The organism is Micromonospora sp. M61 (genome assembly GCF_018070245.1).
GTDB classification, from domain to species: domain Bacteria; phylum Actinomycetota; class Actinomycetes; order Mycobacteriales; family Micromonosporaceae; genus Micromonospora; species Micromonospora zamorensis.
On the sequence record NZ_JAGPYA010000018.1, the window covers coordinates 42,593 to 69,592 of the forward strand.

Annotated in this window: 20 protein-coding genes; 10 read left to right on the plus strand and 10 right to left on the minus strand. The window is 70.2% G+C overall.

What is annotated here, in order from left to right; all coding sequences use genetic code 11:
* Positions 1-5: 5 nt before the first annotated feature.
* Both KBX34_RS12930 and KBX34_RS12935 read right to left on the minus strand, forming a co-directional pair.
* Positions 6-194 (minus strand): DUF397 domain-containing protein, encoded by a 189-nt coding sequence (locus KBX34_RS12930; protein ID WP_210925113.1) that lies wholly within the window; start codon positions 192-194, stop codon positions 6-8.
* Positions 185-934 (minus strand): helix-turn-helix transcriptional regulator, encoded by a 750-nt coding sequence (locus KBX34_RS12935; RefSeq protein WP_210925156.1) that lies wholly within the window; start codon positions 932-934, stop codon positions 185-187. The genes KBX34_RS12930 and KBX34_RS12935 overlap by 10 nt, the downstream gene beginning before the upstream one ends.
* On the opposite strand from KBX34_RS12935, the gene KBX34_RS12940 reads away from it, so the two are divergent.
* Both KBX34_RS12940 and KBX34_RS12945 read left to right on the plus strand, forming a co-directional pair.
* On the plus strand, positions 909-1,052 hold the full coding sequence (locus KBX34_RS12940; protein WP_210794390.1) for a hypothetical protein: 144 nt from the start codon (positions 909-911) through the stop codon (positions 1,050-1,052). The genes KBX34_RS12935 and KBX34_RS12940 overlap by 26 nt on opposite strands.
* Before the next feature lie 121 nt (positions 1,053-1,173).
* Complete coding sequence (locus KBX34_RS12945) at positions 1,174-1,401, plus strand: hypothetical protein (protein ID WP_088949207.1); 228 nt, start codon at positions 1,174-1,176, stop codon at positions 1,399-1,401.
* A gap of 77 nt (positions 1,402-1,478) precedes the next feature.
* On the opposite strand, the gene KBX34_RS12950 is transcribed toward KBX34_RS12945, so the two are convergent.
* Positions 1,479-4,331, minus strand: a complete 2,853-nt coding sequence (locus tag KBX34_RS12950; protein ID WP_210925115.1) for an aconitate hydratase — start codon at positions 4,329-4,331, stop codon at positions 1,479-1,481.
* 279 nt (positions 4,332-4,610) lie between these two features.
* Between KBX34_RS12950 and KBX34_RS12955 the strand changes: the two genes are divergently transcribed.
* Positions 4,611-5,330, plus strand: coding sequence for a VTT domain-containing protein (locus KBX34_RS12955; RefSeq protein ID WP_307871385.1), 720 nt, complete (start codon positions 4,611-4,613; stop codon positions 5,328-5,330).
* Between the two features lie 63 nt (positions 5,331-5,393).
* Here KBX34_RS12955 and KBX34_RS12960 read toward each other — a convergent pair whose 3' ends face one another.
* From KBX34_RS12960 to KBX34_RS12970, 3 genes are all read right to left on the minus strand, one after another.
* The gene (locus KBX34_RS12960; RefSeq protein ID WP_210925117.1) at positions 5,394-6,053 is read right to left on the minus strand and encodes a C39 family peptidase; all 660 of its coding nucleotides are present in this window, start codon (positions 6,051-6,053) and stop codon (positions 5,394-5,396) included.
* 823 nt (positions 6,054-6,876) lie between these two features.
* Positions 6,877-7,599 (minus strand): dienelactone hydrolase family protein, encoded by a 723-nt coding sequence (locus KBX34_RS12965; protein ID WP_210925118.1) that lies wholly within the window; start codon positions 7,597-7,599, stop codon positions 6,877-6,879.
* A gap of 64 nt (positions 7,600-7,663) precedes the next feature.
* Positions 7,664-7,852: a hypothetical protein gene (locus tag KBX34_RS12970; protein WP_088949202.1), complete on the minus strand. Its 189-nt coding sequence runs from the start codon at positions 7,850-7,852 to the stop codon at positions 7,664-7,666.
* Between the two features lie 19 nt (positions 7,853-7,871).
* Between KBX34_RS12970 and KBX34_RS12975 the strand changes: the two genes are divergently transcribed.
* The 5 genes from KBX34_RS12975 to pulA all read left to right on the plus strand — a co-directional run bounded on the left by KBX34_RS12975 (position 7,872) and on the right by pulA (position 16,232).
* On the plus strand, positions 7,872-8,603 hold the full coding sequence (locus KBX34_RS12975; protein ID WP_210794340.1) for a hypothetical protein: 732 nt from the start codon (positions 7,872-7,874) through the stop codon (positions 8,601-8,603).
* Positions 8,604-8,640: 37 nt separating this feature from the next.
* A complete protein-coding gene (locus KBX34_RS12980) occupies positions 8,641-9,030 on the plus strand; it encodes a hypothetical protein (protein ID WP_088949200.1) in 390 nt (129 codons plus the stop codon).
* 136 nt (positions 9,031-9,166) lie between these two features.
* Positions 9,167-9,847, plus strand: coding sequence for a hypothetical protein (locus tag KBX34_RS12985; RefSeq protein WP_210794339.1), 681 nt, complete (start codon positions 9,167-9,169; stop codon positions 9,845-9,847).
* 89 nt (positions 9,848-9,936) lie between these two features.
* The gene (locus tag KBX34_RS12990) at positions 9,937-10,626 is read left to right on the plus strand and encodes a cellulose binding domain-containing protein (RefSeq protein WP_210925122.1); all 690 of its coding nucleotides are present in this window, start codon (positions 9,937-9,939) and stop codon (positions 10,624-10,626) included.
* 110 nt (positions 10,627-10,736) lie between these two features.
* On the plus strand, positions 10,737-16,232 hold the full coding sequence (gene pulA / locus KBX34_RS12995; RefSeq protein WP_210925124.1) for a pullulanase-type alpha-1,6-glucosidase: 5,496 nt from the start codon (positions 10,737-10,739) through the stop codon (positions 16,230-16,232).
* Between the two features lie 116 nt (positions 16,233-16,348).
* Here the strand turns inward: pulA and KBX34_RS13000 are convergent, their stop codons facing one another.
* The 3 genes from KBX34_RS13000 to KBX34_RS13010 all read right to left on the minus strand — a co-directional run bounded on the left by KBX34_RS13000 (position 16,349) and on the right by KBX34_RS13010 (position 22,160).
* Entirely contained in the window at positions 16,349-17,995 is a 1,647-nt protein-coding gene (locus tag KBX34_RS13000) for a hypothetical protein (RefSeq protein WP_210925126.1), read from the minus strand.
* A gap of 291 nt (positions 17,996-18,286) precedes the next feature.
* Entirely contained in the window at positions 18,287-20,095 is a 1,809-nt protein-coding gene (locus tag KBX34_RS13005; RefSeq protein WP_210925128.1) for a right-handed parallel beta-helix repeat-containing protein, read from the minus strand.
* A 583-nt stretch (positions 20,096-20,678) separates the two neighbouring features.
* Positions 20,679-22,160, minus strand: a complete 1,482-nt coding sequence (locus tag KBX34_RS13010) for an aminopeptidase P family protein (RefSeq protein ID WP_210794334.1) — start codon at positions 22,158-22,160, stop codon at positions 20,679-20,681.
* Positions 22,161-22,288: 128 nt separating this feature from the next.
* On the opposite strand from KBX34_RS13010, the gene asnB reads away from it, so the two are divergent.
* On the plus strand, positions 22,289-24,250 hold the full coding sequence (asnB, locus tag KBX34_RS13015; RefSeq protein ID WP_088951893.1) for an asparagine synthase (glutamine-hydrolyzing): 1,962 nt from the start codon (positions 22,289-22,291) through the stop codon (positions 24,248-24,250).
* Positions 24,251-24,354: 104 nt separating this feature from the next.
* Here asnB and KBX34_RS13020 read toward each other — a convergent pair whose 3' ends face one another.
* A complete protein-coding gene (locus KBX34_RS13020) occupies positions 24,355-25,449 on the minus strand; it encodes a lytic polysaccharide monooxygenase (protein ID WP_210925129.1) in 1,095 nt (364 codons plus the stop codon).
* A 333-nt stretch (positions 25,450-25,782) separates the two neighbouring features.
* Here KBX34_RS13020 and KBX34_RS13025 point away from each other — a divergent pair, with 333 nt between their 5' ends.
* The gene (locus KBX34_RS13025) at positions 25,783-26,994 is read left to right on the plus strand and encodes an XdhC family protein (RefSeq protein ID WP_307871386.1); all 1,212 of its coding nucleotides are present in this window, start codon (positions 25,783-25,785) and stop codon (positions 26,992-26,994) included.
* The last annotated feature ends 6 nt before the right edge of the window (positions 26,995-27,000 follow it).

The window sequence follows — 27,000 nt, forward strand, 5'->3', positions numbered from 1 at the left end:
TGGGGTCAGCCCCGCTTGGCCATCATCAGGAATCGGGCCCAGGCCGTCGGGTCGAAGGCGAGCGTCGGACCGGCCGGGTCCTTGGAATCACGTACGCCGATGACGCCCGCGAGGTTGTCGGCCACCTCGACACAGTCACCGCCATTGTTGCCACTCTTGGTGCTCTTGCGCCACCGAGCGCCGGTCAGGTCCATGATGCCGCCGCTTCTCTGATGAAATTGAGGGACTGGGCACGCGACAGGGCGCCGTCGCGAATGCGCTCCCACCGTCGATCCAGCGTAGCAACGTCGGCCGCTCGGTCGATGAGTTGCGCTTGTGCCTGGCTGTCGACGTGCGCGACCCGCGCCCCGTCCGGCATGTCCGCGACGGTGAACGGTCCACCGAGGCCCGGGTACATGCCGACGTCGGCGGGCACGACGAACAGCGACACGTTCGGCAGGGCGGCCTGCTCGGTCAGCCGCTCGCACTGTTCCCGCATCATGGCTCGGTCGCCATTGAGGGTGCGCCGGAGGATTCGCTCGTCGAGGACTGCGACGAGCAGGGGCGGGCGCTCCCGTCGCAGGATGGCCTGCCGGCTCAGCCGAGCCTCGGCGAGATCGTCGGCCTCGGCGGGCGTCAACGCCTCGCCGACAAGCGTCGCCAGCGCGTACGCCTTCGTCTGAAGAAGGCCAGGTATCCACGCGAGCTGAAACGACCGTAGCGACACCGCTTCACGCTCGATCTCGGCCCAGGGCCGGAACCAGGCCGGCGTCCGGCGCTTCAACACGTCCGGCCACAGCTCTTCGACATTCCGACCGAGCACCTCGGCGACCCGGGCGCGATGACGCGTCTGTGGAATTCGTCCCGTGCTCGCCCACTTCGCGGCCGTCTTCGGATCGACACCAATCTCAGCAGCAAGACTGTCCGCCGTGTGGCCCCTCTCCCGCCGGGCGATCCGCGACCTGCGCGGCCAGCCGGGCGGCCCCGATCCGGTCGCCATCGTCCGCCGTTTCCTCTGGTTCCTGCCCCTCACCGACGAGGAGGCCCGTGCGGTCGCGCTACGGCTGCGCTGAGGGCCCACCCCGTCGGGCGCCGGGCCGTGATCGACCGGGCCGACGACCTCATCCGCGAGCGGATGAGAGTCCCTGTCGCGCATCCCTGTTGGGCGCAGCCGGCGACCGATATGGTCGCCACATGGAATTGCCGTTCGTCGTTGCTCTGCGCGGTTATGACATGCGTCAGGTCGAGAACCTCTTTGCCGAGGTCGATGGGGCTCTGGCTACTGACAGCGCTGTGTCACGGGCTGCCGCGCGAGACGCGCTGCGGGCGGCCAGCCTGCGACGGCGGCTACGTGGCTACGATGTCCGGGAAGTGGATGCGGCGATAGACCAACGGCTGGCTGCCCTCGCGCTCCCGCTCTGACCGCGAGCCTTCCTCGACTTGAACGGCGAAGGCCGCCCCCGCCGGAGCGGGAGCGGCCCTCGACCAGCCGTACGCGATCAGTTGGCGATCATGCGGCGCAGCACGTACTGCAGGATGCCGCCGTGCCGGTAGTAGTCCGCCTCACCGGGGGTGTCGATCCGCACCACGGCGTCGAACTCCACGCCGGTGTCGGTGCTGACCTGCACGGTGCTCGGGGTCTCGCCGTCGTTGAGCGCGGTCACCCCGGTGATGGTGAACGTCTCGGTGCCGGTGAGGCCGAGCGACTCGGCGGTGACGTCCACCGGGAACTGCAGCGGCAGCACGCCCATGCCGATGAGGTTGGAGCGGTGGATCCGCTCGTACGACTCGGCGATGACCGCCCGGACGCCCAGCAGCATCGTGCCCTTGGCCGCCCAGTCCCGCGACGAGCCCGAGCCGTACTCCTTGCCGGCCAGCACGACCAGCGGGATGCCGGCCTCCTGGTAGGCCACGGAGGCGTCGTAGATCGAGGTCTGCTCGCCGGTGAGGTGGTTGACGGTGAAGCCGCCCTCCACCCCGGGCACCAGCTGGTTGCGCAGCCGGATGTTGGCGAAGGTGCCCCGGATCATCACCTCGTGGTTGCCCCGGCGGGAGCCGTACGAGTTGAACTCGTGGCGCGGTACGCCGTGCTCGGCGAGGTACGTGCCGGCAGGGGAGTCGACCTTGATCGAGCCGGCTGGCGAGATGTGGTCGGTGGTCACCGAGTCACCCAGCTTGGCCAGCACCCGGGCACCGGCGATGTCGACGACCGGGCTCGGCTCCTGCTGCATGCCCTCGAAGTACGGGGGCTTGCGCACGTAGGTGGAGTCGTTCTCCCAGGCGAAGGTGTCACCGGTCGGCGTGGGCAGCGACTGCCACCGCTCGTCGCCGGCGAAGACGTCGGCGTACGCGGCGCTGAACCCGGTGGCGCCGATCGCCTGGGCGATGACGTCCTGGATCTCGGCGCTGTTCGGCCAGATCTCACGCAGGTAGACCGGGTTGCCCTCGGTGTCCTCACCGATCGGCTCGTTGGCCAGGTCGATGTCCATCGTGCCGGCGAGGGCGTAGGCGACCACCAGCGGCGGGGACGCCAGGTAGTTCATCTTGACGTCCGGGTTGATCCGGCCCTCGAAGTTCCGGTTGCCGGAGAGCACCGAGACCACCGACAGGTCGTGTTCGTTGACCGCGGCGGACACCTCCTCGGGCAGCGGGCCCGAGTTGCCGATGCACGTGGTGCAGCCGTAGCCGACCAGGTTGAAGCCGAGCTTGTTCAGGTACGGCGTGAGGCCGGCCCGCTCGTAGTAGTCCATGACGACCTTCGAGCCGGGCGCCAGGGTGGTCTTCACCCACGGCTTGCTGGTCAGGCCCTTGTCGACGGCGTTACGGGCCAGCAGCGCGGCACCGATCATCACCTGCGGGTTGGACGTGTTGGTGCACGAGGTGATCGCGGCGATCACCACGGCGCCGTGGTCCAGCTCGTACTCGACACCGTCGGCACCGGTGACCCGCACCGGGTTGCTGGCGCGACCGCCGGCACCGACCGCGGCGGTCTCCAGGTCGCGCGGCTCGTCGGCCGGGTCGCTGAACTCGTTGGCCGGCGGGTCGCTGGCCGGGAACGACTCGGCGCTGGCCTCGTCGGCCGGACCATTCGCGCCGCGCGGAAGCTCCTCGCGGGGTACGCCCGGCTTGAGGTCACGCTCACCGACGGAGTCGTCCGCGACGTAGTCGGTCAGCGCGGAGCGGAACAGCGTCTTCGCGGCGCCCAGCGGCACCCGGTCCTGCGGGCGCTTCGGGCCGGCGAGCGACGGCTCGATGGAGCCCAGGTCCAGCTCCAGGCGCTCGGAGTAGTCCGGCTCGGCGTCCGGGTCGTGCCAGAGGCCCTGCTCCTTGGCGTACGCCTCGACGAGCGCGACCTGAGCGGCGTCGCGGCCGGTCAGCTCCAGGTAGCGGATCGTCTCCGCGTCGATCGGGAAGATCGCCACGGTGGAGCCGTACTCCGGGGACATGTTGCCGATGGTGGCCCGGTTGGCCAGCGGCACGGCGCCCACGCCGGGGCCGTAGAACTCCACGAACTTGCCGACCACACCGTGCTTGCGCAGCATCTCGGTGATGGTCAGCACCAGGTCGGTGGCGGTGGTGCCGGCCGGCATCTCGCCGGACAGCTTGAAGCCCACCACCCGGGGGATCAGCATGCTGACCGGCTGGCCGAGCATCGCGGCCTCGGCCTCGATGCCGCCGACGCCCCAGCCCAGCACACCCAGGCCGTTGACCATCGTGGTGTGCGAGTCGGTGCCGACCACGGTGTCCGGGTAGGCCTGGCCGTTGCGCTCCATGATGGTGCGGGCCAGGTACTCGATGTTGACCTGGTGCACGATGCCGGTGCCCGGCGGGACGACCTTGAACTCGTTGAACGCGGTCTGGCCCCAGCGCAGGAACTGGTAACGCTCCTTGTTGCGCTCGTACTCCAGCTCGACGTTGCGGGCGAACGCGTCCTCGCGGCCGAACAGGTCGGCGATCACCGAGTGGTCGATGACCAGCTCGGCCGGGGCGAGGGGGTTGACCTTGCTGGCGTCGCCGCCCAGGTCTCGCACCGCCTCGCGCATGGTGGCCAGGTCGACCACGCAGGGCACGCCGGTGAAGTCCTGCATGAGCACCCGCGCCGGGGTGAACTGGATCTCCACGCTCGGGGCGGCGGTGGAGTCCCACGCGCCGAGCTGACGGATGTGGTCGGCGGTGATGTTCGCGCCGTCCTCGGTCCGCAGCAGGTTTTCCAGCAGGACCTTCAAGCTGTACGGCAGCCGGGCGTGGCCGTCCACCTTGTCGATCTTGAAAATCTCGTAGCTCGCGTCTCCGACGCGTAGCTGGGTCTTCGCACCGAAGGTGTCGAGGCTCGCCACGTCGTACTCCTTCACACCAGCGACCGTGAGTAGTCCTGAGCAGTCTGTCGCACCGGTCGGGGGGGCGCCGAGGTTAGGTGACACTTACCGCCGATTCCGCTCTCAACAAAACCGTACGTCCGTCTTGCTAGTTCTGCAACCCGGCTGGCGCCTTCCACGGTCCACCACCACCCCTAGCCTCCTAGGACGCCCTGCGGGACGTGGGTCGTGCCACCTGAACCGGGCCGCCGCCGCGGTGCACTGTGCGATCGGACCGCCACAGGTAGGGTTCGAGGCCGGCCGGAAGGGGTCACCGTGTTCGATGTCCAGCACTGGCTCGAGTCGCTGCCGCCGATCGCGGTCTACCTGCTCGTCGGCGGGGTGATCGGCGTGGAAAGCATGGGCGTGCCCCTGCCGGGCGAGATCGTCCTGGTCAGCTCCGCCCTGCTCGCCGCCACCGGCGTGGTGGAACCGGAGTGGGTGGCCACCGCCGCGGCCACCGGCGCGATCGTCGGTGACTCCATCGGGTACGCCGTGGGTCGCCGGGGTGGCCGTCCACTGCTCGCCCGACTGGGTCGCCGTTTCCCCCGTCACCTTGGCCCCGCCCAACTTGCCCGCGCGGAGCAGAGCTTCGCCCGGTACGGAGTCTGGGCCGTGTTCTTCGGTCGCTTCGTGGCACTCCTGCGGATCCTGGCCGGGCCGCTCGCCGGGGCGCTGCACGTGCCGTACCGGCGGTTCCTGCTGGCCAACGCGGCCGGAGGGCTGGTCTGGGCGTTCGGCACCACCTACCTGCTGTTCACCGTGGGCCGGGCGGCCGAGCACTGGCTCAAGGACATCTCCTGGGCCGGGCTGGTCCTCGCCGTGCTCGCCGGCCTCGCCAGCACCTGGTGGCTGCGCCGACGAGCCCATCGGCTGGAGGCCGCCGAGCCCCCGGCGCCTGACACCGAGCCCTCGGCGCCCGACACCGAGCCGGCGCCCGACACCGAGCCCTCGGCGCCCGACACCGAGCCGGCGCGCGCCCACAGCGACACCTGACCTGGACGTGCCGAAGGGCCGGGCCCCGTGGTGGGGTCCGGCCCTTCGGTGTGTCGGTCGCGGTCAGCTGGTGGCGTAGCCGCGGGTGGCGATCCAGTCGGCGAGGTGTTCGACGGTGACCTCGTAGGAGGCGGTGTTCGGGTCGGCGGAGTCGGCGATCTTCACGATCTGACCGTTGTCGCGGTAGCCGACGACGCTGATGTAGTGCCCGCCCTCGAACGAGTGGATAGCACCGTCGGTGTCAGTCGTGGTGCCGGCGATGTTGGCGACCACGGCCCGGCCGTCGTCAACAGTCTTGACGATGTCGGCGCGCAGCTTGTCGGTCTGCTTCGCGTCAGCGTCCGGGGTGCTGATCTCCACGGACCGGTAGGCGTCGTTCTTACCGGTCTCCTTGTTCAGCACCGGGGTGATGTCGTTGATCGAGTTGGTGCCGGCCTCGGTGGTGCCCATCTCCTTGGCCATCGCGTCGACGCTGATGTCCTTGCCCTGCACGGAAAGGGCGTTACGGGCGGCGGCGGGCCCGCAGTAGTAGAAGTTCGGCTGCGCCTCGTAGCGCACGCCCAGCTGACGCTCACCAGAAGGCTTGCGATCAGACTGCGTCTGAGTAGTGGGCTTGGCATCGGTCGCGGCGTACGCGGCGGTGACGGGTCCGACGATCGCGCCGCCGGTGAAGGCCAGACCAGCAGCGGTCAGAGCGGTCTTACGAATCAGATCGGTACGCATGATGGCGTGCTCCTCTGCGATTGGGGGTGCACGGCACGCCCGGGGGGTGGGCGTGCCGCACGTGCAAGGGGGGAAAGTTTTGGAGGTTCTTGCCCGGCGGCCACAGGGGCCGGCGTCGGGGAAGGGTGTAACGGTGCGGGGCGGCGGGTCATTCCACCTGGCCCCGGCTTGTGTGGCTCGGGGGGTGTAACCGGCCGGGCCGGCGACGCATTCCGCCGGGCTCAGGCCCGCGGCTCGGGGTGTAACCGGCCGGGCCGGCGAGTCATTCCGCCGGGCTTTCGGCCTGCGTGCTCCGGGGGATGTAACCGGGGCGGCCGGTCCGGTGTTCCCGGCGGCCGCCGCGCCCTCGCCCCACGACCCGAAAGTCGCGGTGGCATGCCAGGTATAACGACCCCGCCCGGCCCACGATTCCGCCCCCAGGGTGGCCCCGACCACGGGACACGCACGCCGAAACCGGACACCCGCCCCACGGACGGATCCGCCGAACCGGACGCCACACCCCGCAACTCCGGGCGCCGACAATCCAAGATCCGCGCACTTTCGGGGAAACTGCTGCCTCACGCCGCGGCGAGGCAGCAAGTTCCCTGATGTTGCGCGGATCTTGACCGGGGTGGTGATCCGGACAGTCACGCCGGGGACGTCAAACGCGACGCATCACGCCAAGGTCGCGCTCGATCCAGGAAACAGGCCCCGTCCGGCGCCAACGAGGCCACTACAACCTGGATCGAGCATGATCATGGGAGATCTGGACGACCGCCGACCGCCGACCGCCGACCGCCGACCGCCGACCGCGGACCGCGGACCGACAGACCTGCGGAGTGGGTCAGGTCGCCTTCAGCAGGTCGAGGACTGCGTCTCGGGCGGTCACGACGGCGGCCTCCGACTGTGGGTTGTGGTCGAGGATGTCGAAGCTGTGCTGACCGTCCGGTATTTCGATCACCTGTATCGGCCAGCCGTGGGCGGTCGCCGCTGGCAGGAACGCTTCGATCCCGGCCAGGACCGGTGGGATGTCCCGTCCGGCCCGGGTCAGCACCAGAGGGACGTGCGCACCGGAGTCGAGTGCGTCGACGGGCAGGAACCGGGGGTCGACCACCCAGCCGGGGAAGGGGACGAGCAGCGGGTAGGTGAGCGCGATCCCGCGTAGCCATGGTGGTGCCGCGCGCAGCCAGTCCGCTGCGAAGAGGCCTCCGCCGGAGAAGAACCACAGCACTACCCGCTCGGGGTCGACGCGCGGGTCGGCGCGGACCTGCTCGACCATCGCGGCGATGTCGTCGGCCGCGGCGGGGAGGGCTGACAGGTCGGTTACCTGGTAGCTGATCACTGCGGTGACTACGCCGCTGTCGGCGAGCAGTGCGCCGTAGCCGCGGTAGAGAAGCCAGTCGCGGGGGTCGGCTGCGTCGGGTGGCAGTGGGGCGCCGTGCACCACCACGACGGCGGGGGCGGGGTCGGTGCGGGTGGGCAGGTGCAGGTCGACGTTGCCGTGCCGTTCGACGGGCGCGGCAGGAGGGGACAGGACGAAGGGCCGTTGTGCGACAGGCGTCGTCATGCCCCGATGATATCGATCATGCGCCTGCTCAGGTGCCCCGTCGACGATCCACAGGGGTGGGTGGTCAGGCGGGGTCGCTGGGCTTCGTGGCGTCGCCGGCCTGGGCGTGTCGTTCCAGCAGCCGCTGCCGGATCTCCTCCGGGGTGTACGCGCGTCGGCGCCGTTCAGCGCGCGCGATGACCACGCCGGAAGCCGCGACGCCGGCGAGGCCGGCGAGCCCGAGAACCTTCCACCACCGCATTCGTTGCCGCATCGGCCTAGGCTAGACCCTCATGAGCATCAGCCTGGATGAGGCCGTCGAGTTGACCCGCACCGGTGACGTGTGGGTGTTCCGGGGTCGCAGCGTGCCGGACCGGGCGATCCAGTTCACCACCAACAGCCCGGTCAACCACGTCGGGATGGCGGTGGTGCTCGACGACATGCCGCCGTTGATGTGGCACGCGGAGCTGGGCAGGTCGCTGCCCGATCTGTGGTCGGGCACCCACCAGCGTGGGGTCCAGTTGCACGACCTGCGGGACGCGGTCGGCGTGTGGGCCAACCGGTACGGTCAGCGGGCCTGGCTGCGGCAGCTCGACCCGCCGGCCGACGGGGAGATGGAGCGGGCGGTGCTGCGGACGATCGCGCGGTTGGACGGCACGCCGTTCCCGTCGACGGCCCAGTTGGCGTGGCGGTGGGTGCGTGGTCGGGTGCCGGCTCTGCCGCACCCCGGCAAGCTTGCGCTGCCGCAGCTCGGCCGCCTGGCGTTGTCGCACCTTGGCCGGCCGGCACCACAGTCAACGTCGACCGGATCGACCCCGTCCACCCCGGCGGAGCGGGATCGGGCACTGGAGACTGCGTACTGCGCCGAGGTGGTCGCGGTGACCTACGAGGCAATGGGGTTGTTGCCGGCGGGGCGGCGTCCGAACTGGTACGACCCGGGGCGGTTCTGGAGTGGGGACGACCTGGGTCTGGCCAACGATGCCAGGCTGGGTTCGGAGATTGAGGTACGTGTACCGCCTCGTTGAGGTTTGACCTGGCCGGTGACCGGCAATTGCCCTTGCCGTGAACGCTCCCACGAATCTCGACACGTTGGCCGACTTCTTCGACCGGTACGGCGTGGCGCTGACCTCCGGCGACCTGCCGGTTCTCGCCGGCTGTTATGCCCTGCCGGGGTTGGTGGTGGCCGACACCTACAGCTTCTCGTTCACGTCACCGGCGGCGGTGGCGTTGTCCTTCGTGGGCGCCGCACCCGACTACCAGGAGCGGGAGCTGATCGCGGCGCATGCGCGGATCGAGGACGTGCAGCCGCTGTCCGCGCTGTTGACGATGGTGGCGGTGGAGTGGGAGTTCCTGGACAGCCGGGGGCAGTCGGTGCCGGGGGAGCGGTATCGCTATCTGCTGCGGACCTCGGACGAGGGGCCGCTCATCTGCACTGTCGTCCGGACGGCCTGACCGAGCGGGAACGTCCGCCGGGGCGGGCCGTTTTCCGTGGCGCGTCGGCCGGTCGGCCGGATCCGTACCCGCCTGGTTTCCGGTCTGGCTGGTGCTGGCTACGCTGTCGCGTCGGTGGGGGACGAGGGGAGACCTGATGGCGGTGCGGCCGGACGGTGCGACGGGGACGCGGGCGGCTCGGGTGTTGGCATCGGTGCCGTGGATCGTGGTGCTGCTCGGTGTGTGTGCGCTGGTGGTGCTCCTGGTGATCGCGCTGCTGTCGTTCCGGACCAGGGAGCGCGACGCCAGACCGCAGGCCGCGCCTCCGGTGTTCCTGCCGACCGTGCCGGCTGCGGCGTCGGCGACCGGTGGGCCGAGTCCGGCTGGTGTGGAGCGGCGTTCGGTGTCGCCTCGGCCGTCGCGCAGCAGTCGGACGCCGTCGCCACGAGCCAGCGTGACCGGCTCCCCGACGCCGGGGCGGACGAGCGCCCCGGCGGTGTCGACGCCCCTGGTGGCGAAGACGGTCAGCGCCCGGTACGAGGTCGGCACGAACGGCCGGGACGGGGACGCGGCGGTGCTGTCGATCGCGAACGAGTCGAGCCGGTCGGTGGACTGGGTGGTGGAGTTGACGTTCGACGACGACCTGTGGGCACTGCGCATTTCTGACGACGAGGGGATCTCGGTGCGGGGGCGCGGCAACGGCGAGTTCGTGTTGCAGGGGACCCGTTCGCTGGACCCGGGTGGTTCGCGGACGCTGCGGCTGCGCCTCGGGTGGGGTGAGTCCGCGGAGCGGCCGCGCCGGTGCACGATCAACGGGATCGACTGCCGGCTCGGCTGAGCTGGTTTCGGGCCGTGGGTGCGGCGGCGGCGCTTCCCGGCCCGCCCGCCGGTCGCTACGCTGCCCGGACGGTCCGCTGAGGGAGGTACATGTCCGGCATGCGTCGCTTCCCGCGACTGTCGCCCGGTCCGGTCGCCATCGTGTCGTCGCCCTGGATCGTCGTGGGCGCTGGTGTCGTCGTGATGGTGGTCCTGCTCTTCGTGGCCCTGGGCACGTACCGGGGGCCTGATCCGGCCCCGGACGGCGCGTCGGCGCCGCCGGCGTTGCCGCTGCCGTCGGCGGAGGCCGCGCCGAGCGAACCCGCACCGGCGTCGTCGCCGGCAGGTGCGTTGCCGGGGTTGTCCGCGCGTGCGAGCGGGTTGCCCCCGAGGGCCGCGACGCCGTCGCCGTCGGTCGCCCCGTCTGTCGGGTCGACGGGTCGGCCGACGGTGACGCGGTCGCCGAGTCGGGCGGCGCAGGTGCAGCCGGCGGTGACTGGCCGGTACCGGGTGGTGCAGAGCTTCGACGGGGGATTCATCGGCGAGGTGTCGATGGTCAACGCGTCGCCCCAGAGCCGTGGTTGGACGGTGCGGCTTGAGTTCTCCGGTGGACGGTTCGTGACCGCCTGGGTGGAGGGCGTTCCGCAGGGGACGGTGCGGCAGTCCGGCGACGGCTTCACGTACGTCAGTGGGGTGGACGTGCGGCCCGGTGGGTCGGTGTCGTTGCGGTTCCACATGGAGCGGACGTCGGGTACGCCGCGGCTGTGCACTGTCGACGGGGTGCGCTGCGGCGGGCTCTGAGCCGCGTTTCCGCAAAGACTCTGCTGTGTTGCGACAGTGTTTGCAAGGTATTGCAGAATGTTTCGGCAAGGGTTAGCGTGCGGCCAATCAGCGACCAGAGGAAGGCGTCGATGACACCCCCGCCGAAACCGCGCACCACCCTGGCCCTCGTCTCCCTGCTCACCTTGACGCTCGTCGGCACCTCGATCGCCGTGCCCCCGGCCGCCGCCGCGGCCCCTCGGACGTCCGCCGGTGTCCCCGTCGCCGTCGGCGGCGCCGCCCAGTGGAGCAACGAACCCTCCGCCGAGGCATTGCTGAAGGCCGGCGACAACTTCGCCCGGGCCGAGCAGTTCTACTTCGTCCTGCCGGACCGGTTCGCCAACGGCGACCCCCGCAACGACCGGGGCGGCCTCACCGGTGACCGGCTGCGGACCGGGCTCGACCCGGCCGACAAGGGCTTCTACCACGGCGGTGACCTCAAGGGCGTCATCGACAAGTTGGACTACATCCAGGGGATGGGCACCACGGCCATCTGGCTCGCCCCGATCTTCAAGAACCGGCCGGTGCAGGGCTCCGGCGACGACGTCTCGGCCGGTTACCACGGCTACTGGATCACCGACTTCACCCAGGTGGACCCGCACTTCGGCACCAACGAGGAGATGAAGCGCCTGGTCAAGCTCGCCCACCAGCGCGGCATCAAGATCTACCTCGACGTGATCGTCAACCACACCGCCGACGTCATCAAGTACGCCGAGGACAAGTACGCGTACGTGGACAAGGCGACCTCGCCGTACACCGACGCGCAGGGGCGGGCGTTCGAGGACCGCAACTACGCTGACGGCAGCCGCGCGTTTCCGCCGGTCGACCAGGAGTCGTTCCCGTACACCCCGACCTTCGCCGAGCCGAAGGACGCGACAGTCAAGGTCCCGGCCTGGCTGAACGACGCCACCATGTACCACAACCGGGGCGACTCCACGTTCGCCGGTGAGAACAGCGAGTACGGCGACTTCTTCGGCCTCGACGACCTGTGGACCGAGCGTCCCGAGGTGGTCCAGGGGCTGACCAGGGCGTACGGGGACTGGATCGGCGCGACCGGCGTCGACGGGTTCCGGCTGGACACCGTGAAGCACGTCAACATGGACTTCTGGCCGCAGTTCAGCCAGGGCATCGAGCGGGCCGCCGAGAAGGCCGGCAAGAAGGACTTCTTCATGTTCGGCGAGGTCTACAGCGCCGACCCGGAGATCAGCTCCAGCTACGTGCGGCAGGGTGGCCTGCCGGCGACCCTCGACTTCGCCTTCCAGGAGGCCGCGCGCGGTTACACCGCCGGTGCCGGCTCGGCGAAGGCGCTCGCCGACGTGTACGCCCGCGACGACCTCTACGCCGCCCGGGACACCGACGCAGGCCGGCTCACCACGTTCCTCGGCAACCACGACATGGGCCGGATCGGGTCGTTCGTCGCCGGTGGTGGCACCGACCCGGCCAGTCACCTGCGCCGCGACCAGCTCGCGCACCAGCTGATGTTCCTGACCCGTGGACAACCGGTCGTCTACTCCGGCGACGAGCAGGGCTTCACCGGCCCCGGTGGGGACAAGGACGCCCGGCAGGACATGTTCGCCTCGAAGACCCCCGATTATCTCGACGACGACCTGCTCGGCACCGACCGCACCCACGCCAGCGACCAGTTCGACACCAGCCACCCGCTGTACCGGACGATCGCCGAGCTGGGCCGGCTGCGCCAGGCGCACCCCGCGCTGCGCGACGGTGTGCAGGTCACCAGGTACGCCGCCGACGGCCCCGGCGTCTTCGCCGCCTCCCGGATCGCCCCCGCGGACCGGACCGAGTACGTCGTGGCGGTGAACAACGCCGACACCGCGCAGACTGTCACAGTGGACACCTGGTCGGCCGGCGCCACCTTCACCGGCATCTACGGCGGCAGCCAGACCGCCACGGCCGGCGCCGACGGCAAGCTGAGCCTGACCGTGCCCCCGCTGTCGGCGGTGGTGCACCGGGCCGGCACGCCCGTCGCGCGCCCGGTCGCCGCGCCGCGCATCACCATCACCAGCCCGGCTCCGGACGCGCTGGTCGCCACCCGGGCCGCCGTCACCGCCCAGGTGACCGGTGACCCGCTCGCCACCGTCACCGTCGCCGCCCGGGTCGCGGGTGGTCGGTGGACGTTGCTGGGCAGCGCCGACCACGCGCCGTACACCGTGCAGCACGACCTGACCGGCCTGGCCGGCGGCACCCGCGTCGAGTACAAGGCGGTGGTCCGCGACGGTCGGGGCCGCACCGCGACCGCCCGGTCCACGGCCATCGTGGGTACGCCGGCACAGGGCAAGTCCCGGGAGTGGGCGGTGGTGCACTACCAACGCCCCGCCGGTGGGTACGACGACTGGAGTTTGTACGCCTGGGGGGACATCGACCCGGCGTACGTCACCGAGTGGCCCAAGGGGCAGCCGTTCGCCGGGGAGGACGCCTACGGCCGGTTCGCCTGGGTGAAACTCAAGCCGGGCGCGAAGTCCGTGGGTTTCGTGGTGGTCGACTCCGACGGCAACAAGGACGTCGCCCAGGACCGCAGCGTCGACGTCACGGCAACCGGCGAGGTCTGGCTCAAACAGGGTGACCCGGTGGTCTACCCGAGCAGGCAGGCGGCCACCGGTGAACCGGATCCGGCGGTCGAGGACGGCACCGCGGTGATCCACTATCGGAGGGCCGACGGCAACTACGACGGCTGGGGCCTGCACCTGTGGGACGGCGCGGCCAACCCGACCGAGTGGTCCGCGCCGCTGAAGCCCACAAGCACTGACGCGTTCGGGGCGGTGTTCCGGGTGCCGCTGGCCCCCGGCGCGACCGGGCTGAACTACGTCATCCACCAGGGCGACACCAAGGATCTGCCCGACGACCAGCGGCTCGACTTCGCCAGCGCGGGCCGGGAGGTGTGGCTGCTCGCCGCCACGCCGGGCCGGTTACTGCCGTCCACGGCGACCAGCGTCAACGCGGACACCGACATCAGCAAGCAGAAGGCGCACTGGATCGACCGGTCCACGGTGGCGTGGCAGACCCCGCCGACCGACGGCAGGACGTACGCGCTCGTCGTCGCGCCCGAGGGCGGGGTCGGCGTGGTCGACGGGGAACTGACCGGGACGTACACCACGTTGCCGTTGCGGGCGCAGCGCAACGGGCTCACCGAGGCCCAGCGCACGACGTTCCCGCACCTGTGGTCGTACCGTAGCTTCGCGCTGGACCGGGGCGACCTGGCCAAGGTCCCGGCGGCGCTGCGGGGGCAGGTGCTGGTGACCGAGCGCGACGCGGAGGGTGCCCTGCTCGCGGCGACCGGCGTGCAGATCCCCGGCGTTCTCGACGACGTGTACGCGCGGGCCACCGACGCCACCCTCGGGCCGACGTTCGCGGGCCGGACGCCGAGCGTCGCGCTGTGGGCGCCGACCGCGCGCACCGTGGCGTTGCAGGTGTTCGACTCGCCCACCGCCGCGCCGAGGACCGTGCCGATGCGCCGCGACGACCGCACCGGTGTCTGGTCGGCGCGCGGCAACCAGAGTTGGGTCGGCAAGTACTACCGGTACCAGGTGCGGGCGTGGCAGCCGGCGGTGCAGAAGATGGTCACCGCGTCGGTGACCGACCCGTACTCGGTGGCTCTCGCCGCGGACTCCACGCACAGCCTGCTGGTCGACCTGAACGATGCGGCGCTGGCCCCGGCGGGTTGGCGGACGCTGCGCAAACCGGCGCCGGTGCCCCCGGCGAAGGCGCAGATCTCCGAACTGTCGGTACGCGACTTCTCCATCGCCGACGAGACCGTGCCGGCCGAGCGGCGGGGAACGTTCCTCGCCTTCACCGACCCGAAGACCGCCGGGATGACCCACCTGAAGGCGCTTGGTGACGCCGGTGTCACCCACCTGCACCTGCTGCCGGCGTTCGACTTCGCGACGATCCCGGAGAAGCGGGCCGACCAGCGGCAGCCCGCCTGCGACCTGGCGGCGCTCCCGCCGGACTCCGCGGAACAGCAGAAGTGCGTGGCGGCGGTCGCCGAAACCGACGGCTACAACTGGGGGTACGACCCGCTGCACTACACCGTCCCGGAGGGCGGCTACGCCGTCGACCCGGCCGGTGCGGCGCGGACCACCGAGTTCCGGCGGATGGTCGCCGGGGTGAACGGCGCCGGGCTGCGGGTGGTGATGGACGTGGTCTACAACCACACCTCGGCCGCCGGTGTCGACGACAAGTCGGTGCTCGACCAGGTCGTGCCCGGCTACTACCACCGGTTGTTGGAGGACGGCACGGTTGCCAATTCGACCTGCTGCGCCAACACCGCGCCCGAGCACGCCATGATGGGCAAGCTGGTCGTCGACTCACTGGTGACCTGGGCAAAGCAGTACAAGGTGGACGGTTTCCGGTTCGACCTGATGGGTCACCACCCGAAGGCGAACATCCTCGCCGTCCGCAGCGCCCTGGACCGGCTGACCGTCGCCCGCGACGGCGTCGACGGCAAGGCGATCATGCTCTACGGCGAGGGCTGGAACTTCGGCGAGGTCGCGGGCGACGCCCGTTTCGTCCAGGCCACCCAGGCCAACATGGCCGGCACCGGCATCGGCACCTTCAACGACCGGCTGCGCGACGCGGTACGCGGCGGCGGACCGTTCGACACCAACCCCCGCGTGCAGGGCTTCGCGTCCGGGCTCTACACCGACCCGAACGGCGACGCGGTCAACGGGTCGGCGGCGGAGCAGAAGGCGCGCCTGCTGCACGCCCATGACCTGATCAAGGTGGGGCTCACCGGCAACCTGCGCGGGTACCGGTTCACCGACACCGCCGGACGGCAGGTCACCGGCGCGCAGGTGGACTACAACGGCTCCCCGGCCGGCTACACCGCCGCTCCGGGGGAGGCCGTCACCTACGTCGACGCGCACGACAACGAGATCCTGTACGACGCGCTGGCCTACAAACTGCCGCAGGCCACCTCGGCGACCGACCGCTCCCGCATGCAGGTGCTGGCGCTGGGCACCGTGGTGCTGGGGCAGGGCATCGGGTTCGTCACCGCGGGCACCGAACGGCTGCGGTCGAAGTCACTGGACCGCAACTCGTACAACTCCGGAGACTGGTTCAACCAGATCCGGTGGGGCTGCGAGCGGGGCAACGGGTTCGGCGCCGGTCTGCCGCCCGCGCAGGACAACGAGGACAAGTGGTCGTACGCCAAGCCCCTGCTGGCGGACCCGGCGCTGGTGCCGGACTGCGCGGCCATCAACACCACCGACGCCCGGTACGCCGAGCTGCTGCGCATCCGGGCGTCGTCGCCGGTGTTCGGGCTGGCCACCGCCGAGCAGGTGCAGCGGCGGGTGGCATTCCCGTTGTCCGGGGAGCAGGAGACGCCCGGCGTGCTGACCATGACGCTCGACGCCCGGGGGCTGGGCGGGTCGTGGAAGTCGCTGACCGTCGTCTTCAACAGCACCCCGGAGACGGCGAAGCAGACGGTGACCGACCTGCGCGGTGCGAACGTGGCACTGCACCCGGTGCTGGTCGACTCGGCCGATCCGGTGCTGCGTACCGCCTCGTTCGACCGGACGGCCGGCACGTTCAGCGTCCCGGCGCGCAGCGTGGCGGTGTTCGTTCAGAAGTAGTGACGTGAACGTGAAACGGCCCCCTTCCGCGTGGTGCGGAAGGGGGCCGGTCCGGTCCGTTGTGCTGGAGTTGTGCTGTCACCCGAGGGTGCTGTGCCCTCGTCACCCGAGGGTGATCAGGCGAAGCAGTTCTCGATGGTGCCGCCCGGGATGGCCAGGCAGTTGGTCGGACGGTTGGCGGTGATGGCGGACTTCTCGTCCACGTTCACCTCTCCGAAGAAGCTGAAGACACCGCCCGGCTCGAAGGTGGAGAAGTTGTGGGCGACCTTCGTCTTCGACAGGTTGACCTGGCCGAAGATGTTGAAGATGCCGCCGCCGACCCCGATCGGGCCGATGGCCCGGTTGCCGACGACCTCGCTGTCGCGCAGCGTGGTGACGCTGTCGGCGTTGAACAACCCGCCGCCGAAGAAGCCGGCGGTGTTGTCCTTGATGCTGCTCTTCTCGAACGTGACCGCGCTGTCGAAGGCGATGGCCACACCGCCACCGACGCCGGCGGTGCTGTTCTTCTCGACCGAGACGTTGTGCAGGTTCAGCTGGCTGTCCGCCGCCGCGATACCGCCACCGGCGAGAACCGCGGTGTTCGAGACGAACTTGGTCTCGTACGCCGTGGTGTTGCCCTCGATGTCGAGGAGGCCACCGCCGAAGCCGAGCGTCTCGTTGTCCTTGATCTCGGCCTTCTTGAGCTCGACCGTCCCGCCGTCGACGTCGTCGGTGAAGATCCGCGCGGCGCCGTTCGAGATACCGCCACCACCGATGACGGCGGTGTTGTCGGTGATCTTCGACTCTTCGACCTTGAGCAGGCCGGCGTTGAAGACACCACCACCGAAGAAGAAGGCGGTGTTACGGGCGACGGTGCTGTGCCAGATCTTCGTGGTACCGAAGTTGGCCACGCCGCCGCCGTTGTTGCCCGACTGGTTGAGGACGACCTCGGACTCCAGGATCTCGGCGGTGCCGCCCGGCTGGACCAGGATGCCGGCACCGTCGGTGTCTTCCGGCTGCTCGACGAGCGGCGTGACAACGCCCCCCTGAGCGGCCGGCGCGGCCTTGAGCGTGGCCTTCGGCGCGGCCTTGAGCGCCGCCTTCGGGTTGGCCTGCCGCGTGGTGAGCGCCTGGTTCAGCGGGACGCCGGCCTTCACCTGCGCGGCGAGCGCCTCGGAGTCCGAGTAGGCCGCCCAGACCGCCGCCGGCTCGATGGGCAGGTACCGCTCGAGGGTCTGGCCGCCCTTGATGGTCAGGCCCTTGATGGTGAGGTGCCCGCCGCTGCCGACGTTGAGGATCCGGAAGTAGTCGGCCGTGGCGTCGCGGACGATCGTGGTGTGCTCGCCCTTGAGCGTGATCCGCTCGGTGATCACCGGCAGGCCGTTGCCCTCGTAGTCGTTGCGGGTCAGGTTGTAGGTGCAGCCCTTGGCCAGCTCCAGCACGCCGCCGTGCTTGTTGTTGGCGAACACGATGGCCTGGATCAGCTTGTCGGTGTCGCAGGGCACCTCCTTCCCGCGCTCGTGGTCCTTGTCTTTGTCCTTGTCCTTGTCTCGGTCCTTGTCCTTGTCCCAGTCGCGCGCCTCGTCACCCCGCTGGTCACCGTCCTTGCTGACCTGCGCGGTGTTCCAGTTCAGGCCGACGGCTCCGGCGCTGCCCGCGACGCCAACCGCCGCGAGACTGATCACGCCCGTCAAACCGGCTACGCCACTGGCGAGCCAGAGCTTGCGGCGGCGCTTGGCCGTCGCCCGCCCGGAGGCTTCGTTGTTCGTTAGGTAGTTGGACATCGGAGCTCTCTGCCCTCTCCTCGTACCAGACAGGGTCGCCGCCGTCAGACGGGCGTCCCCTGCTACAAATCGGTTGTAGCTCCCAAAACCACCGTATGAGAAGGTTCCTCGCCTCGCGGGCTTATCCGAAAGAAGCCCACATTAGGTTCATGTTGCGTCGGGAGGGGTCCGTACGGACACACCACCGCCCAAGCCGACCGACGGGCCCGTGACCTGCCCAAATGGGTACGCCCCTCCGAACCGTGACCGGCTCGGAGGGGCGCGCCCTCTATGTGGTTCAGCCCCACCCGATCAGGCGAAGCAGTCCGGAACGTTGAAGCAGTTGGTCGGGCGGTTGGCGGTGACCGCCGACTCGTCGTCCAGCGTCACCGTGCCGCCGAGGCTGTTGAAGATTCCCCCCGGCGCGAGGGTGGAGAAGTTGTGCGCCACCTTGGTCCGGTGGAGCGTCACCTCGCTCCCCTCGGTGTTGAAGATGCCGCCGCCGCGGGCGAACGGACCGACGGCCCGGTTACCCACCACCTCGCTGTCGCGCAACGTGGTGACGCTGTCCTCGTTGTAGAGGCCGGCGCCGAAGAACCCGGCGGTGTTGTCGTTGATCCTGCTGTTCTCGATCGTCGCGACGCTGTCGAAGGTGACCGCCACACCGCCACCCACACCGGCGGTGCTGTTGCTGACCACCGTGGCGTCCTTGAGGGTGAGCTGGCTGTCGGCCACGGCCACGCCGCCGCCCGCGAGGACCGCGGTGTTCCCGCTGACCGTCGTGTAGTGCAGGGTCGTGGTGCCTTCGACGTCCAGCACGCCACCGCCGAAGCCGAGCGTCTCGTTGTCGGTGATCTCGCTCTTGTAGACCCAGACCGAGCCACCGTCGACGCTGTCGGTGAAGATCCCGGCCGCGCCGTTGGCGATACCGCCGCCGCCGATGATCCCGGTGTTGTCCTTCACCTTCGACTCGTCGACCTGGAGCACCCCGGCGTTGAAGATGCCGCCGCCGAAGAAGAAGGCCGTGTTGTGCGCCACCGTCGTCTTGCTGAGCCTGGTGCTGCCGAAGTTGGCCAGGCCGCCGCCGTTGCCACCGGACTGGTTGTAGAGCAACTCGCTGTCCAGGATCTCCGCGCGACCACCGGGCTGCACCAGCACCCCCGCGCCGTCGGTGAACCCTGGCTGCTCGACCAGAGGCACCGCAGTCCCGGCCCCCGCCGGCTTTGCCTCCGCGGCGATCGGCTTGGCGGCTGCCGCCTTCGCCGTCGCTTTCGCTGCGGGCTTGGCTGCGGGCTTCGCTGCCGCTGTCGCTCCGGGCTTGGCTCCGGCCTTGGCCGCCGTTGTTGCCGCGGGCTTGGCTGCCGTTGTCGCTGCCGGCTTCGCCGCCGTTGTGGCTGCCGGCTTCGCTGCCGGGCCGGCCACGGTGGACCGGACCAGGGCCGAGTACGGCGCCCAGACCGTCGCGGGGTCGGCGGCCATCGAGGACTGAAGGGTCTGACCACCCCTGATGCTCAGACCCTTGAGGGTGAGGTGCCCCCCGGGGCCGACGTTGAGGATCCGGAAGTAGTCGGCGGTGGCCTCACGGCCGATGGTCGTGTGCTCGCCCTTCAGGGTGATGGGCTGGGTGATCACCGGCAGGCCGTTGCCGTCCTGGTTGCGGGTCAGGGTGTAGGTGCAGCCCTTGGCCAACTCCAGTACGCCGCCATCTTCGTTGTTCGCGAACGTGATGGCCTGGATCAGCTTGTCCGTGTCGCAGGGGACCTGCTTGGTGCGGTCCTTCTCGTCGCGCTTGTCGTCCTGGCGCTTGTCGTCCTTGCCGGACCGGTCGTCGAAGCCGCTCCAGTCGTCGCCGCTCCACTCGTCGTCCCGAGCGTCGGCTTCCTTGGTGCCGCCTTCGTCCGCGCCGCCAGCGTCGCTGACGTTCTGCCGGTTGGTCGACGGCTGCGCGTCGGAGACCTGGTCGGATTTGGGCTTGTCATCCCTGGCGGCCACGCCGCCCAGGGCCGCCAGACCGACCACACCGGTCAGCCCGGCCACGCCGGCGACCCACAGCGCCCGCCGTCGTCGTGCCGGCGGAGCTGTCGAGGCCCCGCCGTCGGTACTCGTTACGTCGTTGGACATCAGAGCCTTCCGCCCTTTCCTGCTACCAGACGGGGTCGCACCGCCTGAGGCGCCACGACCAGCTACAAATCGGTTGCAGCCTCTGATCCCCACCGTATGAGAACCATCTTCGCGATGCGGACGTATCCGAGATAACCCCGCATTCGGCGCAGGTCGGATGACGGCGGGCAAGCGGTCCGGGTTGGTGAAAAGGGTGTGAGCAGCGCAAACGCCGACTCGGGCGGGTGAATGTCACCACCGTCGCGGGAACGGACGTTGCCCACCTGGCCTGCGTGCCGCCCGCCGTCCATGCGGCAGGCGCGCCGAGGGGTTGATCCACTCGGGTTCACGGAAGACGCGGGGTCCGTGTGCCCTGGACAGCCCGGTTTCCGTGAAGGCGAGTGGATCACGAGAGGTGAGTCTGGGTCGGGCGGCGCCGGGACCGGCGCTCGGCCCGGGCCGGAGGGCCTGGTCGACAAGGGCACACCGGCGCGCCCGGGCCGGAGGGCCTGGTCGACGACGGCACACCGGCGCCGCCGGGCCGTTGGTCGGCTGGCGGCGACGCCGGTGCGTGAGGGCTGGTGCGTGAGGGCTGGTGCGGTGGTCAGCCGGGCAGGCGGGGGCCCGCCTCGCGCTGCTCGGCCAGCCAGGTCTCCACCTCGTCGGAGGTGCGCGGCAGCCCGGCGGAGAGGTTCACCGCGCCGGTCGAGGTGACCAGCACGTCGTCCTCGATCCGGATGCCCACGCCGCGCAGCTCGGCGGGGACCAGCTCGTCCTCCGGCTGGAAGTACAGCCCCGGCTCGACGGTGAGGACGTAGCCCTCGCCGAGCGCGCCGTCGCGGTACGTCTCCTTGCGGGCGTTCGAGCAGTCGTGCACGTCGATGCCGAGCATGTGGCCGAAGCCGTGCAGCGTCCACCGCCGGTAGACCGTCGACTTCTCGTCCATCGCCTCGTCCACGCTCACCGGCAGCAGACCCAGCTCGGACAGGCCCTCGGCGAGCACCCGCATGCAGGTCAGGTGGACGTCCTTGAACTTCACCCCGGGGCGGATGGCCTCGATGCCGGCCTGCTGCGAGGCGTACACGATGTCGTAGACCTGGCGTTGCAGGGCGGTGAACCGCCCGCTCACCGGCAGCACCCGGGTCACGTCGGCGGTGTAGAGGTTTCGGCCCTCGACACCCATGTCCATCAGCAGCAGGTCACCCGGTCGGGTGGCGCCGTGGTTGTGCACCCAGTGCAGGATCGTGGCGTGCTCGCCGGCGCCGACGATCGAGCTGTACCCGACGTCGTTGCCGTCGTGCCGGGCCCGCAGCGCGAAGACACCTTCCAGGAGGCGCTCGGAGACCGCGCGGTCCGCCGGGAGGATCCGGGCGACGTCCTCGAAGCCGCGTACGGTGGCGTCGATAGCGTCCTGGAGTTGGCTGATCTCCCACTCGTCCTTGACCAGCTTCATCTCCGAGATGGCGATCGCCAGCTCCCGGTCGCGGGCCGGCTGCCCCTGGGCGCGCGGGCCGTCGTAGGCGCGGACGGCCGCGTCCACCTGGGCGTCGAAGCCGCGCAACACCCGGGTACGCCCCGGCGCCAGGTCGGCGAGAGTCGCCTCCAGGCCGGTCAGGTCGGCGGTGGGCAGGCCCAGCTCGGTCGACTTCTCGCTGAGCGTGTGCCGCCGGCCCACCCACAGCTCGCCGTTGCGGCTGCGGAAGAACTCGTCGGTCTCCCGGGACGATCGGGGTCGCATGTACAGCGTCGCGTCGTGCCCTGAGCCGTTCGGGCGCAGCACCAGCACGCTGTCGGCGTCGTGGTCGCCGGTCAGGTAGGCGAAGTCACTGCCCGGCCGGAACGGGTGGTCCGTGTCATTGGCGCGGACCTTTTCGGTGCCGGTGGGGATGACCAGTGTCTCGCCGGGGAAGGCCGCGGAGAGCGCGGCACGCCTCTTGGCGTAGTTGGGCGTCTCCGGCCGGGGCGCCACGGGGAGCGCGGTGTCGCTCCAGCCCTGCCGCATGAAGGACAGGAAGGCCTCCGGGAAGTCCGGATCGTGCGATTCCGTGCCGTCCGTCGGCGTACCGTCGGTTTGTCCCTCGGTCATTGCGCCGCTCCCTCCGCTTCGTTGCTGATCCCGACGGTACCGCGCGCCCGGTTCGTGGCGACGCCCCCGGCGGGCGGATCGACGGACGGCTGCGACGGGCCGACAGCGCGCGTGGAAAGATGACCACCATGTGCGGACTTCTGGCCTTCTTCAGCGCGAACGGTAACGCCGCCGCGCATCGCGACCACATCGCCGGAGCGTTGGAATGCCTGCACCACCGCGGCCCCGACGAGACCGGGGTCGAGGTGGTCGGCGACGCTTCCGGCCGGTACGCGGACGGCGTGTTCGCCCACAAGCGGCTGGCCATCATCGACGTCGCGTCGAGTCACGAGCCGCTGCCCTACGCGAACGGCCGTTACCTGCTCACCTTCAATGGTGAGATCTACAACTACATCGAGCTGCGCGAGGAGTTGATCAGGAACTTCGGCGCGCAGTTCGCCACCGCCGGCGACGGCGAGGTGATCGTGGCGGGCTACCACTTCTGGGGCGAGCAGGTGCTCACCCGGCTGCGGGGGATGTTCGCCTTCGTCATCTGGGACCGGCAGGAGCGGCGCGCGTTCGGTGCCCGCGACTACTTCGGCATCAAGCCCATGCACTACCTGGAGACCGCCGACGGCCTCTACCTGGCGTCGGAGAAGAAGGCGCTGCTGCCGTTCGCGCACAGCAACTACCAGGGCGATGCGGGCGTCGACACGGCCAACCTGAGCCATTACCTGACGCTGCAGTACGTCCCGGAGCCCGGCACCCTGCACAAGGGCATCAGCCGGATCGGCTCGGGGGAATACCTGAACTGGACGCCGGGTGGGCGCATCGACGTGCGTAGGTGGTACAGGCCGGTGTTCCGGCCGGCGCCGGTCGACGACGAGCAGAAGCTCTACCACGAGATCCGGGAGACGCTGCGGGAGAGCGTGCGCATGCACATGCGCTCCGACGTGCCGGTCGGCTCGTTCCTGTCCAGTGGCATCGACTCGACAGCGGTGGTGGCGCTGGCTCGGGAGTTCAACCCGAACATCCTCACGTTCACCGTCGGCTACGACGTACCGGGGTATTCGGAGATCGACGTCGCCCAGGAGTCGGCGCGGCACCTGGACGTCACCACCATCCCCACCAAGATCGGTCCGCAGGACATGATCGACGCGCTGCCGAAGATCGTCTGGCACCTGGACGACCCGGTGGCCGACCCGGCGCTGGTGCCGCTCTACTTCGTGGCCAAGAAGGCCGCCGAGCACGTCACTGTGGTGCTCTCCGGTGAGGGCGCCGACGAGTTCTTCGGCGGCTACACGATCTACCGCGAGCCGCTGTCGCTGGGGACCGTCAACGGCCTGCCCGGCGGGGTGCAGAAGGGCCTGCGCGCGGTCTCCAAGGCGATCCCGCAGGGCGTCAAGGGCAAGAGCTTCCTGGAGCGTGGCACCACCCCGATCGAGGAGCGCTACTACGGCAACGCCCGGATGTTCACCGAGGAGGAGAAGCAGCACCTGATGCGCCGCTACGACCCCTCGGTGCGCTACACCGACGTCACCGCCCCGATCTACGCCGAGTGCACCGAGCTGGACGACGTCACCAAGATGCAGTACGTCGACCTCTACACCTGGCTGCGCGGCGACATCCTGGTCAAGGCCGACCGGATCTCGATGTCGCACTCGCTGGAGGTGCGGGTGCCGTTCCTCGACCGCGAGGTGTTCGACGTCGCGGCGAAGATCCCGGTGGACCTGAAGCTGCCGCCGCGTTCCGACGCGACGAAGTACGCGATGCGCCAGGCGTTGCAGGGTGTTGTGCCGCCGGCCATCGTCAACCGCAAGAAGCTGGGCTTCCCGACCCCGACCCGGGTGTGGCTGCGCGGCGAGATGTACGAGTGGGCCCGGCACGTGCTGAGCACCTCGGGCGCGGGCGACCTGCTCGACCTGTCGTACGCGCTGCGGTTGCTCGACGAGCACAAGCGGGAGGAGGCCGACCACTCCCGCAAGGTGTGGACGGTGCTGATCTTCTGCATCTGGCATGCGATCTTCGTGGCGAAGACCCTCGACCCGGGCATCCAGCGAAACCAGTCCGCCCTGCTCACGAAGCCGGTGGTGGGCTCCATGGTCCGCTGACCCTGGCCCGACCCTGTTGATCAAGAGGTTTGCGTCATCCGGAGCGGTTCCGGTGACGCAAACCTCTTGATCATTTCAGGGGGTGGTGGTAGTGGGTTTGGGGGTTAGCGGCGGGCGCAGGTGACTGTGGGGAGGCCGTTCGTTCCTGTGGTGCTGCCCAGGAAGCCGAACGTCGTGGTGCCTTCCGGTGCGACAGTGCCGTTGTAGGCCACATTTGTCGCCGTCACCGACGAGCCGGACGACGTCTGTGTCGCGCCCCAGATCTGACTGATCGACTGCCCGTTGGGCCAGGTCCAGCTCGCGGTCCAGCCGTTGAACGGCGTACTGCCGTGGTTCATGATCGTGACTTCGCCCTGGAAGCCACCCTGCCAGGCGCTGCTCACCTTGTAGACGGCCATGCAGTCGCCACCCGCCGGCGGCGGGGTGGTCGTCGGCGGCGGGTCGGTCGGCCCGGGCGTCGGGGTGGTCGGCGTCGGGGTCGGCGTCGAGCCGCCGCCCTTCACGCCGGTCACCTGGCCGTTGCCGCCGTCGAAGACGACGTCGGAGCAGCCGAAGAAGTTCTCCTGCGAGTCCGAGCGGACCCAGCGGGAGTAGATGATGTGCTGGCCGCTCTTGCCCGACGGCAGGTTGCCGCTGAAGTAGTAGTGCCCCTCGTTGGTGCCGACCGACCCGCGCTGCGGCGGGTTGGTCACCGTGAGGAACGGCTCCTCCAGGTCACTCCAGGCCAGCGCCCTGGTCGGGCTCCAGCTGTTCTTGGTCACGTAGAAGTAGAACGTGCCCGGGTGGTGTGCCCAGTTGCTGTAGCGGAAGTCCAGCCGTGCCCCGGCGGTCAGGTGGGTCAGCGGCCAGTCGGTGCGGGCCAGGTCGAAGCCGCGGTAACCGGAGTTGCCGCCGCTGCAGAGCTGCCCGTCCGGGATGAAGCCGGTGGTCCGGCCACCGGCGTCGGAGCGCAGCACGCTGAACCAGTTGTAGAGCGAGTTCGCCCCGCTCTGCGCCACGGCAGCGGAACACGCGGGGTTGGTCGGCGTGATCTGACCGGTCGAACTGAGGCCGTCCTGCCAGCACAGGTAGGTCCGGCTGCCCGGGGTCATCGCCGTGCCGTGCGCGGCGGCCGGTTGTGGACTGGACGCCAGGGCGACGGCGCCCAGCGCGAGGGTCAGGGCCGCGGTGAGCAGTGCGGCCGTACGGGAACGGTTCACGGGTTCTCCTGACTCGCGAGGCGCGCAGCCCAGGCCGCCCCGCCGAAATCGGGTGGGATGTGGCGTGATCGCACCGCTGTCGTGCGCGGTGCGACGGTCACGGCGACCTGCCCCGGCGGGAATCGGCCGGTGGACGTGCGCCGTCGACGGTCCTGTCCTGGACCGTTGCCCTCGCGTCTGACGAACCCGGCAACCGGTGGTGCCGCAGCCCTCGCACCGCCCGGTACGCGTCATCCCATCACGCCCCGCCGCCACAATGCAATAGTCGTTCCTCGATGCATCAAAAGACCCGTCGGCGGTCGGTGCACGCCATATCCTGCGTACGGAAACGACGTGACGGAGAGGCGGCAGCGGGTGCCGGACGTGTTCGACGAGGCACACCGCCGTTGCCACGCCGGCGAGCCGGTCGCCCTGGCCACCGTCGTGGCCACCTGGCACTCCGCGCCGCAGCCGCCCGGCGCGACCATGCTGGTCGCGGCCGACGGCACTGTCACCGGCAGCGTGTCCGGCGGCTGCGTCGAGGCGGATCTCTACGAACGGGCCCGCCGGGTGCTCGCCACCGGAGCACCCGAGCTGATCCGGTACGGAATCAGCGACGACGACGCGTACGCGGTGGGCCTGACCTGCGGCGGTGTCCTCGACGTGTTCGTGGAGCGCGTCGACCCCGGTGCCCTGCCCGGGCTGGACGCGGTCGCCGCCGCCCGCCGGGCCGCCCAACCGGCGGCGGTGGTCACCTGCGTGGCGGCCGATGCCGGCGGCGCACTGGCCGATGCCGAGAACCCACTGGGCGGCAACTCTCCGGGCACGCAGCCAACCGATCCGGCCCGGCGACTTGGCCGGCGGCTGGTGCTGGCCGGCGGCCAGCACCCGATCGGTTCGCTCGGCGACGATCGGCTCGACGACGCCGCCAGCGCCGACGCCCTCGGACTGCTCGCCGCCGGGCACAGCGGGATGCTCCGGTACGGATACTCCGGGCAGCGCCGGGGCTCCGGCGTCAGCCTCTTCGTGACCGCGTACGCCACCCCGCCTCGGATGATCGTCTTCGGGGCCATCGACTTCGCCGCTGCCGTCGCCCGGATCGGCGCGTTCCTCGGCTACCGGGTCACCGTCTGCGACGCCCGGCCGGTCTTCACCACCGTGCGACGCTTCCCCGAGGCGGACGAGGTGGTGGTGCAGTGGCCGCACCGCTACCTGCGTACCGAGGTGGACGCCGGTCGGGTCGACGAGCGGACGGTGGTGTGCGTGCTCACCCACGACCCGAGGTTCGACGTGCCGCTGCTGGAGTTGGCGCTGCGCCACCCGCTGGCGTACGTCGGCGCGATGGGCTCGCGCCGCACCCACGACGACCGGCTCAAGCTGCTGGGCGAGGCAGGGCTCACCGAGGCGCAGCTCGCCCGGCTCGCCTCGCCGATCGGGTTGGACCTCGGTGGTCGTACACCCGAGGAGACCGCGGTGAGTGTGGCCGCGCAGATCGTCGCGGCCCGGTGGGGCGGCACCGGCCGCCCACTGGCGGCGCTCGACGGGCCGATCCACCGGCCGGGGTAGCCGTTG